Genomic DNA, 21,805 nt, shown 5'->3' with positions numbered 1-21,805 from the left:
CACCCGGCTGAAGGGCACTTTCGTTCGGTTCAACCGAACGAAAGTGCCCTTCAGCCGTTTCGGGGGGTGCATGATCGTCCGCGTGCGTGAGATCACCCTCGACCTCGAAGCGGTTCGGCTGCGCGCCCTGACGTGGGGCCCCGACACCGGGCGGCTGGCGGTGCTGCTGCACGGTTTCCCGGACACGGCCCACACCTGGCGACACCTGGGTCCGGCCCTTGCCGACGAGGGTTGGCGGGTGGTGGCCCCGTTCACCCGTGGTTACGCGCCCTCGGCGGTGCCGGCCGACCGCAGCGGGCACATCGCCGCACTGATGGACGACGTCGTCGCCATCCACACGCAGCTGGACGGCGGGACGGATGCGGTGCTGGTCGGACACGACTGGGGCGCGATCGTCGCGAACGCCCTCGCCGCCCACACCGACAACCCGTTCGCCGCGACCGTCGCGCTCGCGGTGCCGCCGTTCGCGACGCTGCGGACACCCGCAGCGCTCCGTGTGCTGCCGAGGCAGTTGCGCAACAGCTGGTACATCCTGTTCAACCAGCTGCCCTTCCTGCCGGAGCGCTACGCAGAGCCGCTGGTGCGCCGGTTGTGGGCGGACTGGTCACCCGGATACGACGCGAGCGACGACCTGCCCGCGGTGCTGGCGGCGATCGCCGATCCGGCGCACGGCCGCGCGGTGATCGGTTACTACCGAAACATGGCGCGTCCCTTCCCGCGGGTGCCGGCGCGTTACCGGCGCTGGACGGGGGCGGAGATGCGGCTTTCGACGACGCCGACGCTCTACCTGCACGGTGGTCGTGACGGGTGCCTCGATCCGCGGCTGGCCGCGCTGGTGCCGCCGGGCCTGCCGCGGGGGAGTGAATTTCACCTGATCGCCGATGCGGGCCACTTCCTTCAGTTGGAGCGGCCCGCGGAGGTCAACGGCCGCATCCTGAAGTTCCTCAGCTCGAACTGACGACGGTCCGGCGACGCAGGCGTCCGGTGCCCGGCACCGACGCCCACACCGCCAGTGCGAGAACACCGTCCACCACCAGGGCCAGCGCCGCGACGAGGATCGCGCCGACCACCACCCGCGGGTAGTCGCGGAGTGCCAGACCGTCGAAGATGTAGCGTCCCAGTCCGCCCAGGTTCACGTAGGCGGCGACGGTGGCGGTCGCGATGATCTGCAACGTCGCGCTCCGGATGCCGCCGACGATCAGCGGCAAGGCGTTCGGTACCTCGACCTGCCCGAGCACCCTGGTCTCCGTCATACCCATCGCGCGTGCCGCGTCCACGACCACGGGGTCGACGGAGGCGACGCCGGCGTAGGTGCCTGCCAGGATCGCCGGGACACCGAGCAGGACGAGCGCCAGGATCGGGGGGATCAGACCGAGCCCCAGCAGTAGCACCAGGAAGGTGAGCACGCCCAGCGTCGGCAGCGCCCGCAGCGCGTTCACGGCGCCGACGAGAACCGCCTCGCCGCGGCGCAGGTGACCGATCAGCAGCCCCAGCGGGATCGCGATCACCGCCGACACCACCAGCGCGAGCACGCTGTAGGCGAGGTGTTCGGCGAGCCGGGTGGCGATGCCGGTCGGCCCCGACCAGTTCGCCGGGTCCGCGATGTAGGCGAAGGCGTCGGTGAAGATGTTCATGCCGGACCCTCACCCGCTCGCAGGGCCGCCGCAGCTCGACCCAGGCCCCTGCCGGTCCGGCCCAGGGCTCTGCCGGTTCGAGTCCACGGCGTCAGGAACCGCCCGGCCAGGTACAGCGCGGCGTCGCACAGCAGCGCGAGCACCACGATCGCGATGATGCCGGCGACGATCTGGTCCGGGTAGTCCCGCTGGTATCCCCGGGTGAACAGGACGCCGAGCCCGCCGACACCGATCAACGCGCCCACGGACATCAGCGAGATGTTGGTGACGGCGACCACGCGAATGTTCGCGATCAGCACCGGAAGTGCCAACGGCAGGTCGACGGTCAGCGCGCGGCGCAGCGGTGTGTGGCCCGTTGCGACGGCCGCGTCCACGACCGCTACCGGCACCGAGTCCAGTGCCTCGGGAACGGCCCGCACCAGCAGCGCCGTCGAGTAGATGCTCAGTGCGATCACCACGTTCAGTTCGCTGAGCAGATCCAGACCGAGCAGGGGCGGGAGGAGAACGAACAGGGCCAGCGACGGGATGGTGAACGCGAGCGACGCGACGATCGTCGTCGTCCGGCGCAGCCACGGCACCCGGTGCGCGGCGGCGCCGAGTGGTACCGCCACGATCAGGCCGATGAGCAGTGGCACCAGAGCGAGGTACAGGTGCGTCCGGGCCAGGTCGAGGACGACGGAGAAGTTGTCGATCAGCCACCGCATCAGCGCACCGCGTCCCGCGTCGTCCGGCCTCGCTCCTCGTCGCGCCGCTGCCTGGCGAGCACGGCGATCACCTCCGTGGCATCGATGCCGCCGGCCACTGCGCCGGAATCGTCCACGGCCACACCGATACCCGACGGGGACGAGATCGCGGCATCGAGCGCCTGGCGCAGGTCGCCGCCCCGGGGGAACAGGGATCCGCCGGCGCGGACGCCGGCGAGGTCGGGGGAATCGGTCCACCCGATCGGGGTGCCCGAGTCGCTGACCACGAGCACCCACTCGCCGTCCCCGAACCGCAGCCCCGGAACCTGAATCGGGGTCGCGGTCCGGACCTCGCGAATGGGCACCTCCTCCGCGGTGCGAAACGACAGGCCCCGGTAGCCGCGGTCGCGGCCGACGAACGACGCCACGAAATCCGTTGCCGGGGAAGAGAGCACGGTCTGCGGTTCGGCGTACTGCTGGAGATGCCCGTGCGGGCCGAACACCGCGACCCGGTCACCGAGCGTGACGGCCTCGTCGATGTCGTGGGTGACGAACACGATCGTCTTGCGCAGGTCCGCCTGCAGCCTTCGCATCTCGGCCTGAAGCTCCGCCCGCACCACGGGATCGACGGCGCTGAACGGTTCGTCCATCAGCAGGATCGGTGGGTCCGCTGCCAGTGCGCGCGCCACCCCGACCCGCTGCTGCTGGCCCCCGGACAGTTGCGCGGGGTAGCGGGTCGCCAGCGCCGTGTCGAGGCCCACCCGCTCGAGCACCTCCAGCGCGGCGCGGCGGGCCGCCCGCCGGGACTGCCCACGCAGCACCGGCACGGTCGCGACGTTGTCGACGACGGTGCGGTGCGGCAGCAGGCCCGCGCCCTGGATCACGTACCCGATCCCGAGACGCAACTCGACCGGGTCGGTCTCCGCGACCGGGCGGCCGTCGACCGTGACGGTGCCCGACGTCGGGGTCACCATCGCGTTGATCATCCGCATCGACGTGGTCTTGCCGCAGCCCGACGGGCCGACGAACATCGTCAGCAGGTGCGGCTCGATCGCCAGGCTCAGATCCTCGACGGCGACCGTTCCGTCCGGGTACCGCTTGGTGACCGACTCGAAGGTGATCAACGCCGACGCCTACCCGACCGGTTGATCCAGACCCTGCGCGGCCACCCACTGGGAGGCGGCGTCCGCGGGCTCGGTCTTGGAGTCGCCGGACACCTTTTCGTTCAGGGCGACGAGTTCGTCGGTGGTCAGTTTCGCGGACACCGCGTCCAGCACGGCGGTGATCTTGTCGCTCGTACTCTGGGCGTGCAGCAGGGGCACCACGTTCTGGGCGGGGAAGTTGTTCTTCGGGTCGGCCAGGACCACCAGGTCGTTCGCGGCGATCGCCGGGGAGGTGGTGAAGATGTTGGCGGCGGTGACCTTTCCGTCGGTGAGGGCCCGGACGGTGGCCGGGCCGCCGCCGTCGGCGATCGGCACAAAATTGCCGGGAGCGATGTCGAGGCCGTAGTTCTCCCGCAGTCCGGGCAGGCCGACGGCGCGTTCCTGGAATTCGGCGGGCGCCCCGAAGGTCACCTCCGCAGAGTGCGGGGCGAGGTCCGCGATCGAGGTCAGCTGCCAGCGGTCGGCGGTGGCCCGGGTGACGGTGACGGAATCCTTGTTCTCGCCGGGTGCCGGCGTCGCGACCGCCAGGTTCGGGCCCAGCGCGGTGGCCAGGGCGGCGTTCACATCGGCGGCGGAGGTCGCGGTCGCGTCCTTGTCGAGGAACTGCAGCAGGTTTCCGGTGTAGTCGGGGATCACGTCGATCGTCCCGTTCTCGACGGCTGGTACGTACGTCTCCCGGCTGCCGATGCCGAGTTTCGTCGTGACGTCGAAGCCGTTGGCCCGCAGCGCTTCCGCGTAGATGTTCGCGACGGTCTCGGATTCGGGGAAGTCCGCCGAGCCGACCACGACGGTGTCCGGGCCGGAGCCGGATCCTCCGGTGTCGAGGGGATCGGAGTTCGAGCACGCCGAGGCGGTGACCACGGTCAGCGCGGTGGCGACGCCGAGTGCGAGGCGGGAGCGCAGCGAGAACGCCATGACATCCTTCCGGTCGGTTCCGGTGTCAGCACCCGGCCGCTCGCGATGCTGCCGGCGCTCAGTGTAACGATGGAACCCGCATCCGCACGGTGAGCGAAGGAGCGTGGCGCGCGATGAATCCTCGGTTGGGCAGGACGGTCGCTGCGGCCGCACTGACGGCGGCCGCGCTCGCGGGGTGCTCGTCCGGCAGTTCGCTGACCGCCGATCCGGCCCCGGCGCCGGTCACCGTCGGGTCCGGCGAGTCAGCCGAGTCCCGCGTACTCGCGGAGATCTATGCGGGGGTCCTGCGTGGTACCGGATCGCCCGTGCAGACCCGGCTCGGCCTCGCCGAGGGGGAGGATCTGAGTGCACTGGACTCCGGTGCGGTGACGCTGGTGCCGGAGTACACGGGAAGCCTGCTGCTGCGGTTGCAGCCGGGCACCACCGCCATCGCCTCCGACGACGTTTTCGAGGAGCTGAACAGGTCACTGCCGCAGGGCCTCTCGGTGTCCGACTACGGACTCGCGGAAGCGCCGGGTGCGGGCGACGCAGGTGAGGAGGGGAGCGACGAGCCGGCGCTCGACGTGGTGCCGCTGATGCGCACCGGCGTGCTCACCGAGGCACAGGTGAAGGCGCTCAATGTGGTGGCGGGGGAACTCACGTCGGCCGAGTTGGCCGAGATGGGGGAGAGGGTGCGTCGCGGCGAGCGCAGTCCCGGCGAGGTGGCCGGAGATTGGCTCGCCGCACGCTGAGTGATCCTGCGCGGCTCCGGAGTGTGTCGGCGCGCAATCGCCGTACCCGTCCCCTAGCCTGATGCGAATCAGGCATATGAGATGCACGATCTGGCGCCGAGATCGGAGATTCGCGCATGAACGTCCATTCTTCGCCGCTGGTGCAACAGGCGGCCACCGCGCGCCGGCGCCCCAACCTCTTCCTCGTCTGGGTCGTCACTCTGGTCGCGATCATCGGCGGCCAGGGGATCGGAGCCGTGATCGCCGAGGCGGTCACCGGCCACGAAATGGACGGCAGTGTCGCTGCACAGTGGGGCGAGGTGATCACCAACGGGTTGACGCTTGTCCTCCTGGCCCTGTGGGTGGTGTTCTACGAGCGGCGTTCGGTCCTCTCGGTCGGTGTGCGCGACCGACGCGGGGTCGCGCGGTTCGTCACCGGATTCGCGGGTGGGCTGGTGCTGTCCGTCCTCGCGTTGGGGCTGTTGGTGCTGTTCGGTGGCTACGGCGGAAACGCGACGCCGGGGCACACGACCACCGGCTCCGCAGCCGTGTGGATCGTCCTGTCCCTCATTCCGGTGTGGATCGTGCAGTCCTCGACCGAGGAAATCGTCGTGCGTGGCTACCTGTTGCAGTGGCACGGCCTGAGGCTGACGAATGGCTGGGTCGCGGTGATCGCGCCGTCGATCCTGTTCGCCCTGGTGCACCTCGACTTCCACCCCCTCGTCCTGGTCAACATCTTCCTGTTCGGGCTCCTGTTCTCGTTCCTGTCCCTGGCGCAGGGTTCGATCTGGCTCGCTGCCGGAATCCACACCGCGTGGAACATGGCGCAGAGCAACATCTTCGGACTGCCAGGTGATTCCGGCTTCCGCGAGGTCACCCTGTTCAACTTCGGGCCCGACTCCGCAGGATCGGCGATCCTGACCGGAGGAGACTACGGCGTCGAAGGCAGCATCCTGACCACCCTCGTCCTCGCGGTCGCTGTCGTGGCCTCGTACCGCTACCACCGCACAGTCGACGCCACCCGTGCTCCGGCCAACCGTGATGAACATCCCTCGGGAGCCGCGGCGACCCACTGATCGGTGATCGGCCGCGTCGGCAGCGTTCTCGGTCCCGACGTGATCAACTGTGAACAGCAATTTGCGGGACCGCCGGCGGAGCGGTGCGACGAAAGGGTCTGCAGGTGACGGGCACACACGCGGTTGCTCCCGACGGGTGGGTACCCGTCGAGCGCAGATGGTTCGGGCTGGAGAGGGCGACGATTGCGCCTGCACTGGTGGTGGTGGCCTTCGCGGTGCTGTTCGCGGTGGTGGTGCCGGCGGTCAACGGGGCGATGACCCACGGCGAGACCGCGCGCGCGGGTGACCGGATCGCGCTCGACGGCGGGGTCGTGTTCTCGCCCGCAGCCGGGTGGACAATCGTCGACGGCACCGTGATCGGGGACGAGCCCCGGTCCGGTGTCGGCAAGACCGCCGAGGTCGACAACGGTGCGGTTGCCTTGACCATCCGGACCGCGAAATGGGATGGCACCGCAGGTTCGCTGCTCGATCAGGTCCGGCAGACGACGGACGCCCTGACCGGTGAGGCGGGCCCGCACATCGTCGGTGATCCGCTGCCCGTGATCACGACAAGTGGCGAACAGGGAGCGATGTCCCGGTACCGCAGCGCCTCCGCGGACGGTGCGATCGCCGCCTTCGTCATCGACGGCACCGGAGTCGAGGTGGTCGTCACCGGCCCGATCGAGACGACAGGAAACCCGGCATCAGAGGTCGCCGGAATGATCACCAGCGTCTCCGCCGACAACCGAGGAGAACAGCGATGACCGCCCAGCACCGCACCGAGTTCACCGGCTCGGACGACTCGCTGGTTGCGGCCCGCGCCGAAGCGATCCGAAATTCGGGCTGGGGCCGGAGCTTTCGTTTCGTCCAGCCCCGCAACCTGGCGTTCTGGGTGTATGTCGTGCTGGTGACAATCGGCGCTGTCATCTTCACCCGATATGCGGGGGGCCAGGCCCCGGCCTACGGGGAAGCCCTGATCGTGGCGACCGTGCTGTTCACCCTGTATTGCGCACTGTTCTGGTGGTTCACCCAGCGCATCGACCGCTACGCGCACCAGTCGTGGAAACTGATCGTCGTCGCATTCGTCTGGGGGGCGTTCGCCGCGCCGTGGGCGCTGGCGGCGAATGCGAACACTCCCATGCTCGAGATCTGGGGCAAACTGTTCGGCCAGGCCTGGGCAGCGGACTGGGGCGCAGGCCTTACCGCGCCGTTCACCGAGGAGATCTCGAAGGGCATCGGCATGCTGCTGCTCATCGCGCTCGCGCCGCGGTTGGTGCGCACCGCGTTCGACGGCTTCGTCCTCGGCGCGTTCATCGGACTCGGGTTCCAGATCCTCGAGGACATCCAGTACGCATTGAGCTCCAGTGCCGCGCAGTTCGGGGCGAACCCGGTGGGCAACGCGATGTTCACCATCGTCATGCGCATGACGATGGGCGTTGCCGCACACATCCTCTACAGCGCCGTGTTCTGTGCCGGCCTGGTGTACTTCCTCGGGCGCCCGGCCGAGCCGCGGCGGCGCGGTCGAGGTCTCGTGCTGATGGTGACCGCCATGCTGCTCCACGGCGTCTGGGACAACATCGGCGGGATCGCCGGTGGGAGCACAGCGCTGATGTTCCTGCTGTGGATCGGCGTCATCGTTGTCGCGATCGTCGTCGTCACCCGGGTGTTCGCGATGACGGTGCCCCGCGAACGCCAGTTCATGCGCGACGTCCTGGCCCCCGAGGCCGCCAGCGGAGTGGTCACCGACGAAGAGGTCGACACTCTCGCCGGAGACCGCAAGGCGCGCAGGGCATACCGCAAACGCGGACAGAACGACGCCGACCGCCGTCGACGCGACCACGTCCTCGAAGCAGTGCACGACCTCGCCGACCAGCTCGCCGAGGCCGGTGGCCGGGACACCGGCACGGTCGCCTTTGCGCGACAGGAGGTCGCGCGGCTGCGTGGCTGACCCCGCGTCGCTTTCGCCGGAGCGCTCACCGAGGCACCGGAGAAGGTGCTCTACGTGGTGGCGGGGAATCACGTCGGCCGAGATCGGGGAGGGGTGCGTGGTGGCGAGCTCAATCCCGGCCAGGTAACTGGGGATTGGCTCGCCGCGCGGTGAATGCCGCCGCTCGACAAGGGCGATGACAACGCCTGATTCGCGTCTGTATGGTCGGCTCCCGGACGGAGCCGAGCACACGGACGAGGTGGGGGACCATGCCGAGGATTGTTGAGCGACTGACCGGATTGGCCGCAGGTGGGGCCGCAGCCCTGATCGGTCTCGCGATGGCTGTGGCACCCGCCTCGGCGCAGGAGAGCGCGGACTCGGGCCCGACCCATGCCCCGACGATGCTCATCCTCGATGCATCCGGATCCATGCAGCGTCCCGATCCGGCGGGCACGATGATGGACGCAGCGAAGAACGCGGTCCACACCTTCGTCGATGCGGCGCCGGCCGAATCGCAGGTCGGATTGACGGTGTACGGCACCGGAACCGGAAGCGACGATGCCGAGAAGACAGCGGGCTGTCGTGACGTGCAGGTGCTGCACACGCCGAGCACTCTCGACCGGGCCGCGCTGAACGGCGCGGTCGACGGCATCAAGGCGAGTGGCTGGACGCCGATGGGCACCGCGCTGCGCCAGGCCGCAGCCGCCCTCCCGAACTCGGGGCCCCGCTCCGTCGTGCTGGTCTCCGACGGAGAAGACACCTGTGCCCCGCCCGAACCGTGTGAGGTCGCCAGGGAATTGAAGAAGCAGGGCGTCGATCTGGTGATGCACGCGATCGGGTTCGCGGTCGACGACAAGGCCCGTGCCCAGCTCACGTGCATGGCCCAGGCCACCGGTGGCACCTACACCGACGCTGCCGACGGCGCGGCGCTGCAGCGGACCCTGCCCAGGGTGACCGCGGCCGCGCTCCGCAACTACAAGGCCACCGGGACTCCGATCGCGGGAACACCCACCCACGACTCCGCGCCGGTCGCGACGCCCGGCCAGTACCTGGACACCATCGGCCAGAAGGAGTCGCGCTACTACGCCGTCGACATCCCGGACGGTGCGACCGCCTACTTCAGCGGCACCCTTTCCTTTCCGCGTGTGCCCGGCGTCGAGGCCGTCAAGGATCTGAACGTCCTGTACCTGCGGGTCTACGGCAGGGACGGCCGCGACTGCAACGCGATGGAATTCGAGCAGGCGACGAACTCGAGTGACGGCGCGGCTCTGACGGTCGCAGAGGCCTTCGACGGGGCGACGAAGAAGCGCGCGGAGGACGGCAGCAGCGCCGACACGTGCCGCGGTGGCGGACGCTACTACTTCGTGCCGACCTGGGAGAAGGCCTCGCAGGGGATGCCGGACCGGCTGCCGATCGAACTTCTCGTCGGGATCGAGCCCGCCGCAACCGATCCCGGCCCGCCCGCCGTCGCGTCGCCGACCACCTTCGTCGAACCCACCGGTGCGGGCACCCCAGTGGTGGGCGGCGGATCCTTCACCGTCGCCGCGGACCTCGACGGAAGCGGCCGCTACACCGACACCCTCGCGCCGGGCGAGTTCGTGTTCTACCGGGTCGAGTTGGACTGGGGGCAGGGCCTGGCGTATCACGTGCACTACGACGCCAACGGCGCCGGTGGTTCCAAGAACCTCTCCAACGTCCAGACCATCCTGTACGCCCCGACTCGGGAAGAGATCAATCTGGACTTCGCGGGGTACCACGGTGTCGACCAGGTGCTGCCGACGGACGGCCCGGCGGTCACCAGCGTCCCGATCCGCTACGGCAACCGCACATCCGACGACATCGACGCACGCAGTCAAGCCCTGCCGGGGTGGTACTACATCGCGGTCAAGCTGGGTTCGACAGCGCAAGAAGGCGACAGGTTGCCGGTGCAGATCCGACTCGATCTGACCGTGAGCGGCACGCCCGAGAGCGGTCCCTCGTATGCGGCCGCGACGACGGACGGGATCTTCGGCGAGAACGCCGCGACCACGACTGCGGCGGTGACGGATCCCGGTGGCCGTGCCGACGACGGTACGGCGACAGGGGCAGCCGGTGACATGGCGGCAGGCGAATCCGACTCGACCTCGTCGAGCACCGGTGTCCTGATCGGGGTCGCCGCCGCAGTGGTCGTGCTGTGCGGCGCCGGTGGCTGGCTCGCGGTGCGCTCGCGACGCGGATAGCGGGCAGCATCGCTGCGATCGGGTGGTTGTCCCGCGACGGTGACGCGACAACCACCCGGTCGAGGTTCAGGCCGCGGTCGCCATGAGCGCCGTGCGAAGGAACGCGCCCAGTTCGCGGACTGCGTCGTCGGCCTCCCTGAGGATCGAGGCCTGCAGGTGCGCGACGTGCCACAGTGCCGGGTACTCGCGGTACTCCACCGTGACACCCGACGAGCGGAGCTTGTCGACCAACTCGACGACCTGCGGGTAGAGCACCTCGCTGGTGCCGATGTGCACGATCGTCGGCGGCAGGCCGGACAGGTCGCCGAGCAGCGGTGCGAAACCCGGGTCGCTGCGGTCGCCTGCGCCGAGGTACGCGTCCGCGGCCTTGTACGACCACCCGGTGTTGATCACCAGGTCGCGGTCGAACGGGGCGTCGCGGGCGCCCGGGTTGACCCACGGAGCGATCAGGGCCAGTGCCGCCGGCTTCACGCTGTACCGGTCGATCAGTCGGCGGGCGGTGGCCAGGGACAGTCCGCCGCCCGCCGAATCGCCCGCGACGGCAAGCTGATCCGGGGTGAACCCGTACTCGCCAACCAGTTCCAGGTACGCGGCGACCGCGTCCTCGAGGCCCGCCGGATACGGGTGCTCCGGCGCCAGCCGGTAGTCCAGCACGTACACCGCGGCACCGGTCTCGCGGGCCAGGTGAGCGGCCACGGAGCGGTGGGTGTCCAGCGAGCCCAGCGTGAAGCCGCCGCCGTGCAGGTACAGGATCGCGGTGCGCCGTTCCGTGGCGCCGACGGTGACCCGTTCGGCGCGCCGGCCCGCGAGGGTCAGCTTCCGGACGACAGTGTCGCGGGGCAGTCGCTGCAGGACCGAGCCGGCATCGATGATGCGGCGTGCCACCGGCGCCGGAAGTGAGGAGTGCAGGGCCACCCGGTAGAAGGGACCGATGGTGGCGGCGACGAGCGGCCGCGGCAGGTACATCGTCAGTCCGCCTTCGGCTTCGGCACGACGCGCCCGGCGATCTCGGCGACGATCCGCTGGTAGCCGGACCCGACCAGCCGCACCCACCCGTCGAGGAGCTTGGCGTCGGCACCGATCAGCACCCGCGCCTTGCCCTTTCGGACGCCGCTGACGATGGTCGACGCGGCGTCCTCGGGGGAGGTGCGTGCCAGCTTCTTGTCGAAGAACTCCGAGAACGAGGAGAGGTCCTCGCCGGGACCGGCGGTCGCGTTGCGCGCGATCGCGGTCTTGATGCCGCCCGGGTGCACGCACGTCACCTTCACCGGGTGCTTCGCGATGAGCATCTCCTGGCGCAGCGACTCGGTGAAGCCGCGGACCGCGAACTTCGCGGAGTTGTAGGCACTCTGGCCGGGCATCGACAGCAGGCCGAACAGGCTGGACACGTTGATCACGTGACCGTCGCCGGAGGCGATGAGGTGCGGCAGGAACGCCTTGGTGCCGTTGACGACTCCCCAGAAGTCGACGTCCATGATCCGTTCGATGTCCTTGAACTCGGACCGCTCGAAGTCGCCGTGGTAGGCGATGCCGGCATTGTTGTACACCTGGTTGACCTTGCCGAAGTGAGCGGCGACCGCGTCGGCGTACTCGAGCACCGCCTCGCGCTGGGTGACGTCGAGGTGGTCGGACCTGACCTCCGCGCCGAGCGCCTTCGCATCGCGTACGGTCTCGGCGAGACCGACGCTGTTCTGGTCGGACAGCGCGAGTTTGGCACCCTGGCGGGCCAGGTTCAGTGCGAGCGCGCGCCCGATCCCCGATCCGGCGCCGGTGATGACGACGACCTTGCCTGCGAATTCGCTCACTGAACCGCCACCTTCTCGTTGTCGTTCCTGCTGTCGCTGTCGGGAGTGGTGGCCGGGTCGCCCACGGCCGGTGCGGGGAGGTCGGCGACGTTGACGCTGTCGTACGCGTCGAGATCGAATCGCCGGGTGAGGCCCCGGAATTCGAACGTGAAGCCGGGCCACAGGGTGGTGTTGTTGCCGTGCTTGTCGAGGTACCAGCTGGCGCAGCCACCGTTGTTCCAGACGCTGTTGCGGAGCTTGCCCTGCACCTCGCGGTTGTACCGGTCCTGGGCTTCCTGCCGTACCTCGATGGTGCCGATGTCGTTGCGCTCGATCACATTGACGGCGTCGACCACGTAGTTCAGCTGGGACTCGATCATGTACACCATCGACGAGTGGCCGAGACCGGTGTTCGGGCCGACCAGGAAGAACATGTTGGGGTAGTTCGCGATCGACGACCCCTTGTAACCCTGCTGGCCGTGGGTGTCGAAGACCTCGGCGAGCGCACGGCCGTCACGGCCGAAGATGCCGGCGAACATCGGCGAGTCGGTGACGTGGAAGCCGGTCGCCACGACGATCGCGTCGACGTCCCGGCGTCGCCCGGTGCTGTCGACCACGCCGGTGGCGGTGACCTCGGTGATGCCGTCGGTGACCAGGTCGACGTTCGGTTGCGCGAGGGCCGGGTAGTAGTTGTTCGAGATCAGCATCCGCTTGCAGCCGATCCGGAAGTTCGGAGTGACCTTGCGCCGCAACGCCTTGTCCTTGATCTGCCGGCGCAGGTGCCGCTCCGCCGCGAACTGCAGCGGCTTCATGAACACCGGGGCCTTTGCGAGTCCGACGACTTGCGTCTCCCGCATCAGGTAGATGCCGAGGCGGGACAGCTTCTGGAAGCCGGGGACGTACTTGAACGCGAACCGTTCGGCCGCGGTGTACTCGCGGTCGGCGCGCGGCAGGATCCACGGCGCGGTGCGCTGGTACACGTCGAGCTGCGAAACCTTGGCGGCCAGCTGCGGGACGATCTGGATGGCGGACGCCCCGGTGCCGATCACGGCGACCCGCTTGCCGGTCAGGTCGTAGTCGTGGTTCCACTGTGCCGAGTGGAAGATCTCGCCCTCGAAGCCGTCGATGCCCTTGATGTCCGGCAGCGAGGGCTCGCACAGCGCGCCGACGGCGGTGATGACGATCTTCGCGGCGAAGGTGCCCCGGGACGACTCGACGATCCAGCGGGACCGGTCGGCGTTCCAGTGTGCGGACCGCACGTCGCAGTCGAAGACGTGCTTGTCGAGCACGTTGTACTTGCGGGAAACCGTCTCGATGTAGCGCTTGATCTCCGGCTGCGGGGAGAACGAGCGCGTCCAGTCCGGGTTCAGGGCGAACGAGTACGAGTACAGGTGGGACGGCACGTCGCACGCGGCGCCGGGGTAGGTGTTGTCGCGCCAGGTGCCGCCGACGTCGGAGCCTCGTTCGAGGACGAGGAAGTTCTGCTTGCCCTCCTTGGACAGTTTCACGGCGGCGCCGAGGCCGGCGAAGCCGCTGCCGATGATCAGGGTGTCGATCTCGCGCACGGTCGCTCCGGGCTCCGCCGCAGTACCTGTAACTGGAAGACTCATGTAGTGCAGGATATGGGCCTACTGAGTCCCGGTCAATAGCTTGTTGACCCTTGTTCAGTAAGGTGGTGGTCCATGGGGCCGGTCAAACGCACCCGGATGAGTCCGGAGGAGCGACGCGCGCAGCTGCTCGACCTGGGCGCGCAGATGCTCGCCCAGCGCCCCCTCGAACAGGTCTCGGTCGAGGAGATCGCCGACCAGGCCGGGGTGTCCCGCGGCCTGCTGTTCCACTACTTCGCGTCCAAGCGGGACTTCCACCTCGCCATCGTCCGGCACGCGGGCGCGGACATGCTCGCGCACACCGAACCCGATCCGAGCCTCGAGCCGATGGAGATGCTGCGCGTCTCCGTCGCGGCGTACGTCGGCTACGTCTCCGAGAACCGCGACACCTACGTCTCGCTGTTGCGCGGCAGTGCCAGCGGGGATGCGGAGATGCGCGAGGAGTTCGAACGCACCAGGTCGGCGATGGCCGATCGCATCGCCACCCACCTGCCGCGTATCGGCATCGAATCGAACGCACGGATCGCCCTCGCCGTCCGGGGCTGGATCGCGTTCGTCGAGGAGGCCACCATCACCTGGCTGCGCGACCCGCAGATCAGCCGCGATGAACTCATCGACCTGCACGTGCAGGCGTTGCCCGCGGTCACGCTGACCCCGGACGTCGCGGCCGCACTGCTGCGGTAGTCGCCCGAGTGGATGCCGCTACCGGTAGCAGTAGGAATCGGACGACGCATCGCCGCCCTGGAGACGAACCTGGTGGGCCCGCAGGCCCCGGAAGTCTCCGTCGTGAGGGAAGAAGCGGTCGTCGACGGTCATCCCACCGCGAGGATCGGTGTGCATCAACGCCATCCATGCGCCGACACCATCCGGATAGAACTGGTCGTCCCAGGCGCCGTACAGGGAGTTGGTGACGTAGACCCGCTTGCCGTCCCGGCTGATCTCGACCATCTGCGGACCGCCGGACAGCGGTTCGTCCGGAGCCGCCGGATGCGCTGCGCGGCCGACGATCCCGCCGAAACGGACGGACGCGGTCTCCGTCGGGTGGGCGGGGTCGCGCACGTCGAACTGCTTGAGTTCGCCGGTGCCCCAGCATGATACGTAGAGGAAGTTGTCGTCGACCGACAGGTCGATGTCGGTGACCAGCGGGGGCACCGCGCCGAACGGTTTCAGTGCGGGTGGCAGCTGGTCCGGATCGGCAGGCTCGGCCGGGATCGTGATCACCTTGTCCACGGCCCAGTTGCCGTCCTCGCGGTGCCACCGCCAGACCGAGGCCGACAGGTCCGCGGTCGAAATGACGACACCGACGAATCCCCACGTGGCTTCCGGGTCGTGCGACGGGCGCAGTTCGAGCGGCATCTGGTGCTGTGCGCCGAGGTCGACTCGCTGCTGGTGCTCGCCGGTGGCGAGGTTCCAGAAGTGGAGTGCGTGCCCGTACTCGTTTGCCAGCAGCAGTTCGGGTACGAGCCCGTTCTCGAGCATCGACGGTGTGCCCCATTCGCTGCTGATCAGCGTGTTCCGGCCCAGATGCCACCAGGCGTCGTACGCGAAGTACTGCGGGCCCCGGTCGGTTTCCCACTGCCGGAGCACGTCGAACGTGCCGTGATCGAGCAACGCGATCCCGCCAGGGCCGTCCGATCCGTCGGCACCGCCGAGGCACGTCAGGAACACCCCGTCCGGCCCGCAGTGCAGCGTGTGCGGTCGGGAGTAGCCGGCCTTCGCGGCGAGATCGGCTGCGTCCACGACCCTCGTCACGGTGGGGTGACTCGGGTCGGGCTCGGTGTCGAGCACGTACAGCGCGGATGAGCGTATGCCGGGCACGATCAGGTAACGGCGGGCCAGCCCCGCCATGTCGTGACCCTCGTGCTTCAACGCGCTGCTGCACGCGTTCCAACCGAAATGGTGCAACTCGTTGCCCAGCCCGGGCACCTCGGTCCAGCCGATCACCCGGCCGTAGGTGTCCGAACCGGGATCGACGTCGACCACGCTCATTGCGTCGGGTTTGTCGGCCGCGCGGTCGAACGCGGCCACGTAGGCCAGTTTCTCCGGTGGTGCCGCGGCCGCGTCCGCCGCGGTCCGATAGAAGGTCGGGTCGATGGCTGGCTGATTCATCTTCAGCCTCCTTCGTCGAGACGATGAGACCCGCTCATCAGCCTATGAGAACCCGCCGAGGTACGGAACCGTGGCCAGAACACGACGCGGATCGGCCGGCCCTTCGAGTAGTCGACTACGCGCGCCCTGAACGGGGTGGGGGCGCACGATCGAGGCGGAGCACGGCCGACAACGTCGACCCGCGGCGCTGGGGTTCGTGCTTGGAGGAGTGCGACATCATGCGAACCGGACTCGTGGAAATGGGGGTCCACTCGAGGGGCGCTCCCGACTTGCTGCTCCGTTCCAGTCGGCTGCTCGCCACCGCGGCCGGCGCCGATTCACTGTGGATCCACGATCACCTGATGGGTTTCGTGTCTCCGTCGCTGTGGGCGCCTCGCCACATCGCCGCCGCGCGCGTGGCGCAGAGCGGTGACGCCTTCTTCGAGCCGTGGACGGCGCTGGGATACCTTGCCGCGCGCAACCGATTGGCGCGGCTGCGACTCGGGGTGGGCGTCACCGACACCGGTCGGCGCAACCCGGCGGTGACCGCCCAGGCGTCCGCCACCCTGCACCTGCTGACCCGGGGCCGGGCGATTCTCGGGATCGGCCCGGGTGAGCGGGAGGGGAACGAACCATACGGGGTCGAGTGGACGAGGCCTGTCGCCCGCTTCGAGGAGGCCGTTGCGACGATCCGGTTGCTCTGGAACTCGGGTGGACGTCCGGTGAGCCGGGATTCGGCCTTCTTCCCGCTGAAGGACGCGGTGTTCGACGTCCCGCCGCACCGCGGTACCCGGCCGCAGATCTGGATCGCCGCCCACGGCTCTCGAATGCTGCGGGCCGCGGGTAGGTACGCCGATGCGTGGTTCCCGGCCTACCCACAGCGTCCCAAGGACTACGGCGTGAAGCTCACCCAGATCCGGGCCGCCGCATCGGACGCGGGACGCGACCCCGATGCGATCACGGCGGCGGGGTACTTCATGGTCATTCCCGGACGCTCCCGCGCCGAGGTGGACGAGATGGTCGGGTCCGTGGGCGCGAGGGCGCTCTGCCTGTGTGTCTCCGCCGAGGGGTGGGCGCGGCACGGCGCGGAGCACCCGTTGGGTCCAACCTTCACCGGAATCCAGGACCTTCTGCCGCAGACCCTGACCGAGGAGACCGCCCTCGCCTACGCGGACAGGGTGCCGGAATCCCTGTTGCGGGAGAGTTGCTTCGCGGGCACGCCCGCCGAGATTCTCGACCAGGTGGCGGAGTGGCGCGACCACGGGCTGGGCTACCCGGTGCTCATCAACATCGGAGCGATGTGCCATCGCGGACTCCGCGACGGCCTGCTCACCACGTCTCCGTTCCTGAAGGTGATGCGCGGTCTGAAACGCCTGTGACGAGTGCACATGACGGCAGCGGGATCACAGGTGACGCAGGAACCGATCGGGGCCGTCGAGGAATGACCGCCAGTCGCGGACCACGTCGAGTTCGTCCCAGGCCGAGTGGTCGATGCCCTCGTCGGTGAGCTCCCAGATGTCGGCGCCGGGGCAGGCGGCGAGGACGGGGGAGTGCGTCGCCATGATCACCTGCGACCCCTCGGCAACCAGGTCGCCGATCACCCCGAGCAGGGCCAGGCTGGACCGGAACGACAGCGCCGCCTCCGGCTCGTCGAGGATCCACAGGCCCACCCCGACCGGCCGCTCGGCCACGTAGTGCAGGAACGATTGCCCGTGTGACAGCTCGTTGAAGCCCTGGTCGTCGCCGCGGACCCGGTCGGCGTCGGCCCGCGCGAAGAGGGCGTGCATCGATTCGGCGCGCAGGAAGCAGCCGCCGTACGGCCGGGGTCGGGCGCCGACGCAGGTCAGGTGGTGCGGCAGGTCGGTGTCCTCGGAGCTGCCGCCGGCGGACCACATCCGGTCCTGGGCGCCGGTGAACCCCCACTGCCAGGCACCGGCGACGGCCTCGACGAGCGTCGACTTCCCGACGCCGTTCTCGCCGACGATCACGGTCACGGGGTTCGTGAATTCGAGCCCACGACTGCACAATTCGGCAATCGCGGGAACGTCCAGATACCACGAAGCCGGGTCGAATCCATCCCGTGGGGTGAATTCGACCCGGCTCAGTGGCAAGGACACGTCAGGCGGTCAGACGATCAGCGGAACGCCTCGTCGATGATCTCCTGCTGCTCGACCGCGTGCACCTTGCTCGAACCCGAGGACGGGGCCGACATGGCGCGGCGCGAGATCCGCTTGATGCCGGTCAGCAGCTCCGGAAGCAGTTCCGGCAGCGCCAGACCGAACAGCGGCCACGCACCCTGGTTCGCCGGCTCCTCCTGGACCCAGCGGAAGTCGGTCGCGTTCGGGTACTGCTTGAGGGTCTCGCGCAGACGACGGGCCGGCAGCGGGTACAGCTGCTCGATCCGGACGATCGCGACGTCGTCGCGGCCTTCCTTCTGCTTGCGCGCCAACAGTTCCCAGTACAGCTTGCCGCTGACCAGGAGCACCCGGGTGACCTTGTTGCGGTCGCCGCCGCCGGTCTCGTACGTGGGCTCCTCGAACACCGAACGGAACTTGCCGGTGGTGAAGTCCTCGAGCTCGGAGACCGCGGCCTTGTTGCGCAGCATCGACTTCGGGGTGAAGACCACCAGCGGGCGACGGATGCCGTCCAGGTGGTGGCGGCGCAGCAGGTGGAAGTACGAAGCCGGAGTGGACGGCACCGCGACTGTCATCGAGCCCTCTGCACACAGCTGCAGGAAGCGCTCGATACGACCGGAGGTGTGGTCCGGGCCCTGGCCCTCGTGACCGTGCGGCAGCAGGAGCACGACGTCGGACAGCTGACCCCACTTGGCCTCACCGGACGAGATGAACTCGTCGATGATGGTCTGCGCGCCGTTGACGAAGTCGCCGAACTGCGCCTCCCACAGCACCAGGGCATCGGGGTTGCCGACCGAGTAGCCGTACTCGAAGCCCAGGCCCGCGTACTCGGTGAGCGCCGAGTCGTAGACCATGTACTTGCCGCCGTTGTCCGCGTCCGCGGCGATCTGCGCGATCGGGTTGTACTCGTCGCCGGTCTTGCGGTCGATGAGCACCGAGTGGCGCTGCGTGAACGTGCCGCGACGTGAGTCCTGGCCGGCCAGGCGCACCAGGGCGCCCTGCTCGACCAGCGAACCGAACGCGAGCAGTTCCGCGTACGCCCAGTCCACCTTGCCCTCGCGGGACATCTCGTGGCGCTTCTCGATGACCGGCTTGACGCGCGGGTGCACCGTGAAGCCCTCGGGGACGTTCAGGAACGCGTCACCGATGCGGGCGAGGGTTTCCTTGTCGACCGAGGTCTGCAAGCGGGCGGGCGGGGTCTGGTCCAGCTCGACCGACTCCGACGGTTCCGGCTTGAACTTCTCCAGCTCGCGAACCTCGTTGAACACCCGCTCCAGCTGACCCTGGTAGTCACGCAGGGCGTCTTCGGCTTCCTTGAGCGAGATGTCGCCGCGACCGATCAGGGCCTCGGTGTAGCTCTTGCGGACGCTGCGCTTGGTGTCGATCAGGTCGTACATCGCCGGCTGCGTCATCGACGGGTCGTCGCCCTCGTTGTGACCGCGACGGCGGTAGCAGATCATGTCGATGACGACGTCCTTGTTGAACTTCTCGCGGAAGTCCACGGCCAGCTGCGCCACCCAGACGCAGGCCTCGGGGTCGTCGCCGTTCACGTGGAACACCGGCGCCGCGATCATCTTCGCGACGTCCGTGCAGTACTCGGACGAACGCGAGTGCTCCGGGGCGGTGGTGAAGCCGACCTGGTTGTTGACCACGATGTGCACGGTGCCGCCGGTGCGGTAGCCGCGCAGCAGCGACAGGTTCAGGGTCTCCGCGACGACGCCCTGACCGGCGAACGCGGCGTCGCCGTGCAGCATCAGCGGCAGGACGGTGAAGCCCTCCTGGCCCTTGTCGAGGATGTCCTGCTTGGCGCGGACCAGACCCTCGAGGACCGGGTCGACCGCTTCGAGGTGCGACGGGTTCGCGGTGAGGGAGACCTTGATGTCGTTGTCGCCGAACATCTGGATGTACTGACCCTCGGCGCCGAGGTGGTACTTCACGTCGCCGGAGCCGTGCGCGGCCGCCGGGTTCATGTTGCCCTCGAACTCGGTGAAGATCTTCGAGTACGGCTTGCCGACGATGTTCGCGAGCACGTTCAGGCGGCCGCGGTGCGGCATGCCGATGACGACCTCGTCGAGGCCGTGCTCCGCGGACTGGTCGATGACGGCGTCCATCATCGGAATGACGGACTCGGCGCCCTCGAGCGAGAACCGCTTCTGGCCGACGTACTTCGTCTGCAGGAACGTCTCGAACGCCTCGGCGGCGTTGAGCTTGCTCAGGATGTACTTCTGCTGGGCGACCGTCGGCTTGACGTGCTTGGCCTCGACCCGATCCTGCAGCCACTTCGTCTGCTCGGGGTCGAGCATGTGGGTGTACTCGACGCCGATGTGCCGGCAGTACGCGTCACGCAGAATCGACAGCACGTCCCGGAGCTTCATCCGGTCCTTGCCGTGGAAGCCGCCGACGTTGAACTCGCGGTCCAGGTCCCACAGCGTCAGGTCGTGGGTGGTGACGTCGAGGTCGGGGTGGCTGCGGAACTTGTCCTTGACGAACTGCAGCGGATCGGTGTCGGCCATCAGGTGACCGCGGTGCCGGTACGCGGCGATCAGTTCGAGCACCCGGGTGCTCTTGTCGACCGCGCCCTCGGCCACATCCTGACGCCAGCGGACCGGCTCGTACGGAATGTGCAGCGAGTGGAAGATCTCGTCGTAGAACTTGTCGCTGATCAGCAGGTTGTGGATCGTGCGGAGGAAGTCGCCGGACTCGGCGCCCTGGATGATCCGGTGATCGTAGGTCGAGGTCAGGGTCATCAGCTTGCCGACGCCCATCTCGGCGATCTTCTCGGCGCTCGAGCCCTGGAACTCGGCCGGGTACTCCATCGCGCCTGCGCCGATGATCGCGCCCTGGCCCTGCATCAGGCGGGGGACCGAGTGCACGGTGCCGATGCCGCCGGGGTTGGTCAGCGAGATGGTGACGCCGGAGAAGTCCTCAGCGGTGAGCTTGCCGTCCCGGGCGCGCCGGACGATGTCCTCGTACGCCGAGTAGAACTGCACGAAGTTCATCGTCTCGGTGCCCTTGATGGCGGCGACGACGAGGGAACGGCTGCCGTCCTTGCCGGGCAGGTCGATGGCCAGGCCGAGGTTGGTGCTCGCCGGGGTGACGACGTTCGGCTTCCCGTCGATCTCGGCGAAGTGCCGGTTCATGTTCGGGAACGCCTTGACGGCCTGGATGATCGCGTAGCCCAGCAGGTGGGTGAAGGACACCTTGCCGCCGCGGGTGCGGGCGAGGTGGTTGTTGATGACGATCCGGTTGTCGAACATCAGCTTCGCAGGGATGGCGCGAACGCTGGTGGCGGTCGGGATCTCGAGGGAGGCGGACATGTTCCGCGCCACCGCGGCGGCGGCGCCGCGCAGCACCTTCGACTCGGGCGCGCCGGTCGAGGTGGCGGCCGTAGCAGCGGGCTTGGCGGCCGGAGCAGCAGGCTTGGCGGCCGGGGCGGCGGGCTTGGCCGGAGCAGGGGCGGCAGCAGCAGGGGGAGCAGCAGGGGTGCTCGGCGCGGCCGGGGCGGGCGGCGTCGGAGCGGGCGCGGCCGGGGCCGACGCAGTCGTGACGGTGGCGGTGCCGTTGGTGGCGGTGCCGTTGGTGTAAGTGGAGGGGGTGGTCGCGGGAGCGGTCGCGGGGATCTGCCCGTTCGCGCCCGACGCATCCGGCTTGTAGTCGGTGAGGAACTCGTGCCAGCTCGCGTCCACGGATGAGGGATCATCCTGGAAACGCTGGTACATCTCGTCGACAAGCCACTGGTTCTGTCCGAATTGTGACGTAGAACTGCTGCTCACGGCAGGTGTTCGCCTCGTTTCTCTCTTGGTCCCCGATCGGCGCTTGTACACCCGAGGCTAGTCCTCCCGGGTGACACCCGCGCACCGGGCGTGCGTCGAGTGAGCTGGGTCA

18 protein-coding genes are annotated in these 21,805 nt (G+C 68.8%); 8 read left to right on the top strand and 10 right to left on the bottom strand.

The genetic code is table 11. The features are described from left to right. The first annotated feature begins 82 nt into the window (after positions 1-82). On the top strand, positions 83-958 hold the full coding sequence (locus tag ACWDUM_RS01340) for an alpha/beta fold hydrolase (RefSeq protein WP_450132600.1): 876 nt from the start codon (positions 83-85) through the stop codon (positions 956-958). Here ACWDUM_RS01340 and ACWDUM_RS01335 read toward each other — a convergent pair. The 4 genes from ACWDUM_RS01335 to ACWDUM_RS01320 are packed head-to-tail and all read right to left on the bottom strand — an operon-like array spanning position 945 to position 4,395. Next, on the bottom strand, positions 945-1,634 hold the full coding sequence (locus ACWDUM_RS01335) for an ABC transporter permease (protein WP_450132599.1): 690 nt from the start codon (positions 1,632-1,634) through the stop codon (positions 945-947). The genes ACWDUM_RS01340 and ACWDUM_RS01335 overlap by 14 nt on opposite strands. Next, on the bottom strand, positions 1,631-2,338 hold the full coding sequence (locus ACWDUM_RS01330; RefSeq protein WP_450132598.1) for an ABC transporter permease: 708 nt from the start codon (positions 2,336-2,338) through the stop codon (positions 1,631-1,633). The genes ACWDUM_RS01335 and ACWDUM_RS01330 overlap by 4 nt, the downstream gene beginning before the upstream one ends. Continuing rightward, a complete protein-coding gene (locus ACWDUM_RS01325) occupies positions 2,338-3,441 on the bottom strand; it encodes an ABC transporter ATP-binding protein (RefSeq protein WP_450132597.1) in 1,104 nt (367 codons plus the stop codon). The genes ACWDUM_RS01330 and ACWDUM_RS01325 overlap by 1 nt, the downstream gene beginning before the upstream one ends. Before the next feature lie 9 nt (positions 3,442-3,450). Then, a complete protein-coding gene (locus ACWDUM_RS01320; protein ID WP_450132596.1) occupies positions 3,451-4,395 on the bottom strand; it encodes an ABC transporter substrate-binding protein in 945 nt (314 codons plus the stop codon). A 113-nt stretch (positions 4,396-4,508) separates the two neighbouring features. Between ACWDUM_RS01320 and ACWDUM_RS01315 the strand changes: the two genes are divergently transcribed. From ACWDUM_RS01315 to ACWDUM_RS01295, 5 genes are all read left to right on the top strand, one after another. Next, entirely contained in the window at positions 4,509-5,126 is a 618-nt protein-coding gene (locus ACWDUM_RS01315; RefSeq protein ID WP_450132595.1) for a glycine betaine ABC transporter substrate-binding protein, read from the top strand. A 116-nt stretch (positions 5,127-5,242) separates the two neighbouring features. Beyond that, positions 5,243-6,181 carry a CPBP family intramembrane glutamic endopeptidase gene (locus ACWDUM_RS01310; RefSeq protein ID WP_450132594.1) on the top strand — a complete coding sequence of 313 codons (939 nt, stop codon included), beginning with the start codon at positions 5,243-5,245 and terminating at the stop codon, positions 6,179-6,181. Between the two features lie 104 nt (positions 6,182-6,285). Then, positions 6,286-6,924, top strand: coding sequence for a hypothetical protein (locus ACWDUM_RS01305; protein WP_450132593.1), 639 nt, complete (start codon positions 6,286-6,288; stop codon positions 6,922-6,924). Continuing rightward, positions 6,921-8,108, top strand: coding sequence for a PrsW family intramembrane metalloprotease (locus ACWDUM_RS01300; RefSeq protein WP_450132592.1), 1,188 nt, complete (start codon positions 6,921-6,923; stop codon positions 8,106-8,108). The genes ACWDUM_RS01305 and ACWDUM_RS01300 overlap by 4 nt, the downstream gene beginning before the upstream one ends. Before the next feature lie 248 nt (positions 8,109-8,356). Further along, positions 8,357-10,306 (top strand): vWA domain-containing protein, encoded by a 1,950-nt coding sequence (locus ACWDUM_RS01295; RefSeq protein WP_450132591.1) that lies wholly within the window; start codon positions 8,357-8,359, stop codon positions 10,304-10,306. A 66-nt stretch (positions 10,307-10,372) separates the two neighbouring features. On the opposite strand, the gene ACWDUM_RS01290 is transcribed toward ACWDUM_RS01295, so the two are convergent. From ACWDUM_RS01290 to ACWDUM_RS01280, 3 genes are read right to left on the bottom strand one after another with little or no spacing between them, the layout of a single operon-like run. Beyond that, entirely contained in the window at positions 10,373-11,278 is a 906-nt protein-coding gene (locus tag ACWDUM_RS01290; RefSeq protein ID WP_450133302.1) for an alpha/beta hydrolase, read from the bottom strand. After that, positions 11,275-12,111 (bottom strand): SDR family NAD(P)-dependent oxidoreductase, encoded by an 837-nt coding sequence (locus tag ACWDUM_RS01285; protein WP_450132590.1) that lies wholly within the window; start codon positions 12,109-12,111, stop codon positions 11,275-11,277. The genes ACWDUM_RS01290 and ACWDUM_RS01285 overlap by 4 nt, the downstream gene beginning before the upstream one ends. Further along, on the bottom strand, positions 12,108-13,700 hold the full coding sequence (locus tag ACWDUM_RS01280; protein WP_450132589.1) for a flavin-containing monooxygenase: 1,593 nt from the start codon (positions 13,698-13,700) through the stop codon (positions 12,108-12,110). Before ACWDUM_RS01280 ends, ACWDUM_RS01285 begins: the two co-directional genes overlap by 4 nt. Positions 13,701-13,772: 72 nt before the next feature. On the opposite strand from ACWDUM_RS01280, the gene ACWDUM_RS01275 reads away from it, so the two are divergent. Next, positions 13,773-14,381 (top strand): TetR/AcrR family transcriptional regulator, encoded by a 609-nt coding sequence (locus ACWDUM_RS01275; protein WP_450132588.1) that lies wholly within the window; start codon positions 13,773-13,775, stop codon positions 14,379-14,381. An 18-nt stretch (positions 14,382-14,399) separates the two neighbouring features. On the opposite strand, the gene ACWDUM_RS01270 is transcribed toward ACWDUM_RS01275, so the two are convergent. Further along, positions 14,400-15,806: a selenium-binding protein SBP56-related protein gene (locus ACWDUM_RS01270; protein WP_450132587.1), complete on the bottom strand. Its 1,407-nt coding sequence runs from the start codon at positions 15,804-15,806 to the stop codon at positions 14,400-14,402. 218 nt (positions 15,807-16,024) lie between these two features. Between ACWDUM_RS01270 and ACWDUM_RS01265 the strand changes: the two genes are divergently transcribed. Continuing rightward, positions 16,025-17,164 carry an LLM class flavin-dependent oxidoreductase gene (locus ACWDUM_RS01265; RefSeq protein ID WP_450132586.1) on the top strand — a complete coding sequence of 380 codons (1,140 nt, stop codon included), beginning with the start codon at positions 16,025-16,027 and terminating at the stop codon, positions 17,162-17,164. Between the two features lie 24 nt (positions 17,165-17,188). Here the strand turns inward: ACWDUM_RS01265 and ACWDUM_RS01260 are convergent, their stop codons facing one another. After that, positions 17,189-17,890: an AAA family ATPase gene (locus ACWDUM_RS01260; RefSeq protein ID WP_450133301.1), complete on the bottom strand. Its 702-nt coding sequence runs from the start codon at positions 17,888-17,890 to the stop codon at positions 17,189-17,191. Between the two features lie 29 nt (positions 17,891-17,919). After that, positions 17,920-21,693, bottom strand: coding sequence for a multifunctional oxoglutarate decarboxylase/oxoglutarate dehydrogenase thiamine pyrophosphate-binding subunit/dihydrolipoyllysine-residue succinyltransferase subunit (locus ACWDUM_RS01255; protein WP_450132585.1), 3,774 nt, complete (start codon positions 21,691-21,693; stop codon positions 17,920-17,922). Positions 21,694-21,805 lie beyond the last annotated feature (112 nt).

This window comes from Rhodococcus sp. NPDC003322, from assembly GCF_053589555.1.
This window is presented reverse-complemented; position numbering and strand designations above follow the sequence as displayed.

Coding starts and splice junctions, on each gene's coding strand:
- ACWDUM_RS01335 (WP_450132599.1), bottom strand. CDS start 1,634: ATGAACATCTTCACCGACGCCTTCGCCTACATCGCGGACCCGGCGAAC.
- ACWDUM_RS01330 (WP_450132598.1), bottom strand. CDS start 2,338: ATGCGGTGGCTGATCGACAACTTCTCCGTCGTCCTCGACCTGGCCCGG.
- ACWDUM_RS01320 (WP_450132596.1), bottom strand. CDS start 4,395: ATGGCGTTCTCGCTGCGCTCCCGCCTCGCACTCGGCGTCGCCACCGCG.
- ACWDUM_RS01315 (WP_450132595.1), top strand. CDS start 4,509: ATGAATCCTCGGTTGGGCAGGACGGTCGCTGCGGCCGCACTGACGGCG.
- ACWDUM_RS01310 (WP_450132594.1), top strand. CDS start 5,243: ATGAACGTCCATTCTTCGCCGCTGGTGCAACAGGCGGCCACCGCGCGC.
- ACWDUM_RS01300 (WP_450132592.1), top strand. CDS start 6,921: ATGACCGCCCAGCACCGCACCGAGTTCACCGGCTCGGACGACTCGCTG.
- ACWDUM_RS01295 (WP_450132591.1), top strand. CDS start 8,357: ATGCCGAGGATTGTTGAGCGACTGACCGGATTGGCCGCAGGTGGGGCC.
- ACWDUM_RS01280 (WP_450132589.1), bottom strand. CDS start 13,700: ATGAGTCTTCCAGTTACAGGTACTGCGGCGGAGCCCGGAGCGACCGTG.
- ACWDUM_RS01275 (WP_450132588.1), top strand. CDS start 13,773: ATGGGGCCGGTCAAACGCACCCGGATGAGTCCGGAGGAGCGACGCGCG.
- ACWDUM_RS01270 (WP_450132587.1), bottom strand. CDS start 15,806: ATGAATCAGCCAGCCATCGACCCGACCTTCTATCGGACCGCGGCGGAC.
- ACWDUM_RS01265 (WP_450132586.1), top strand. CDS start 16,025: ATGCGAACCGGACTCGTGGAAATGGGGGTCCACTCGAGGGGCGCTCCC.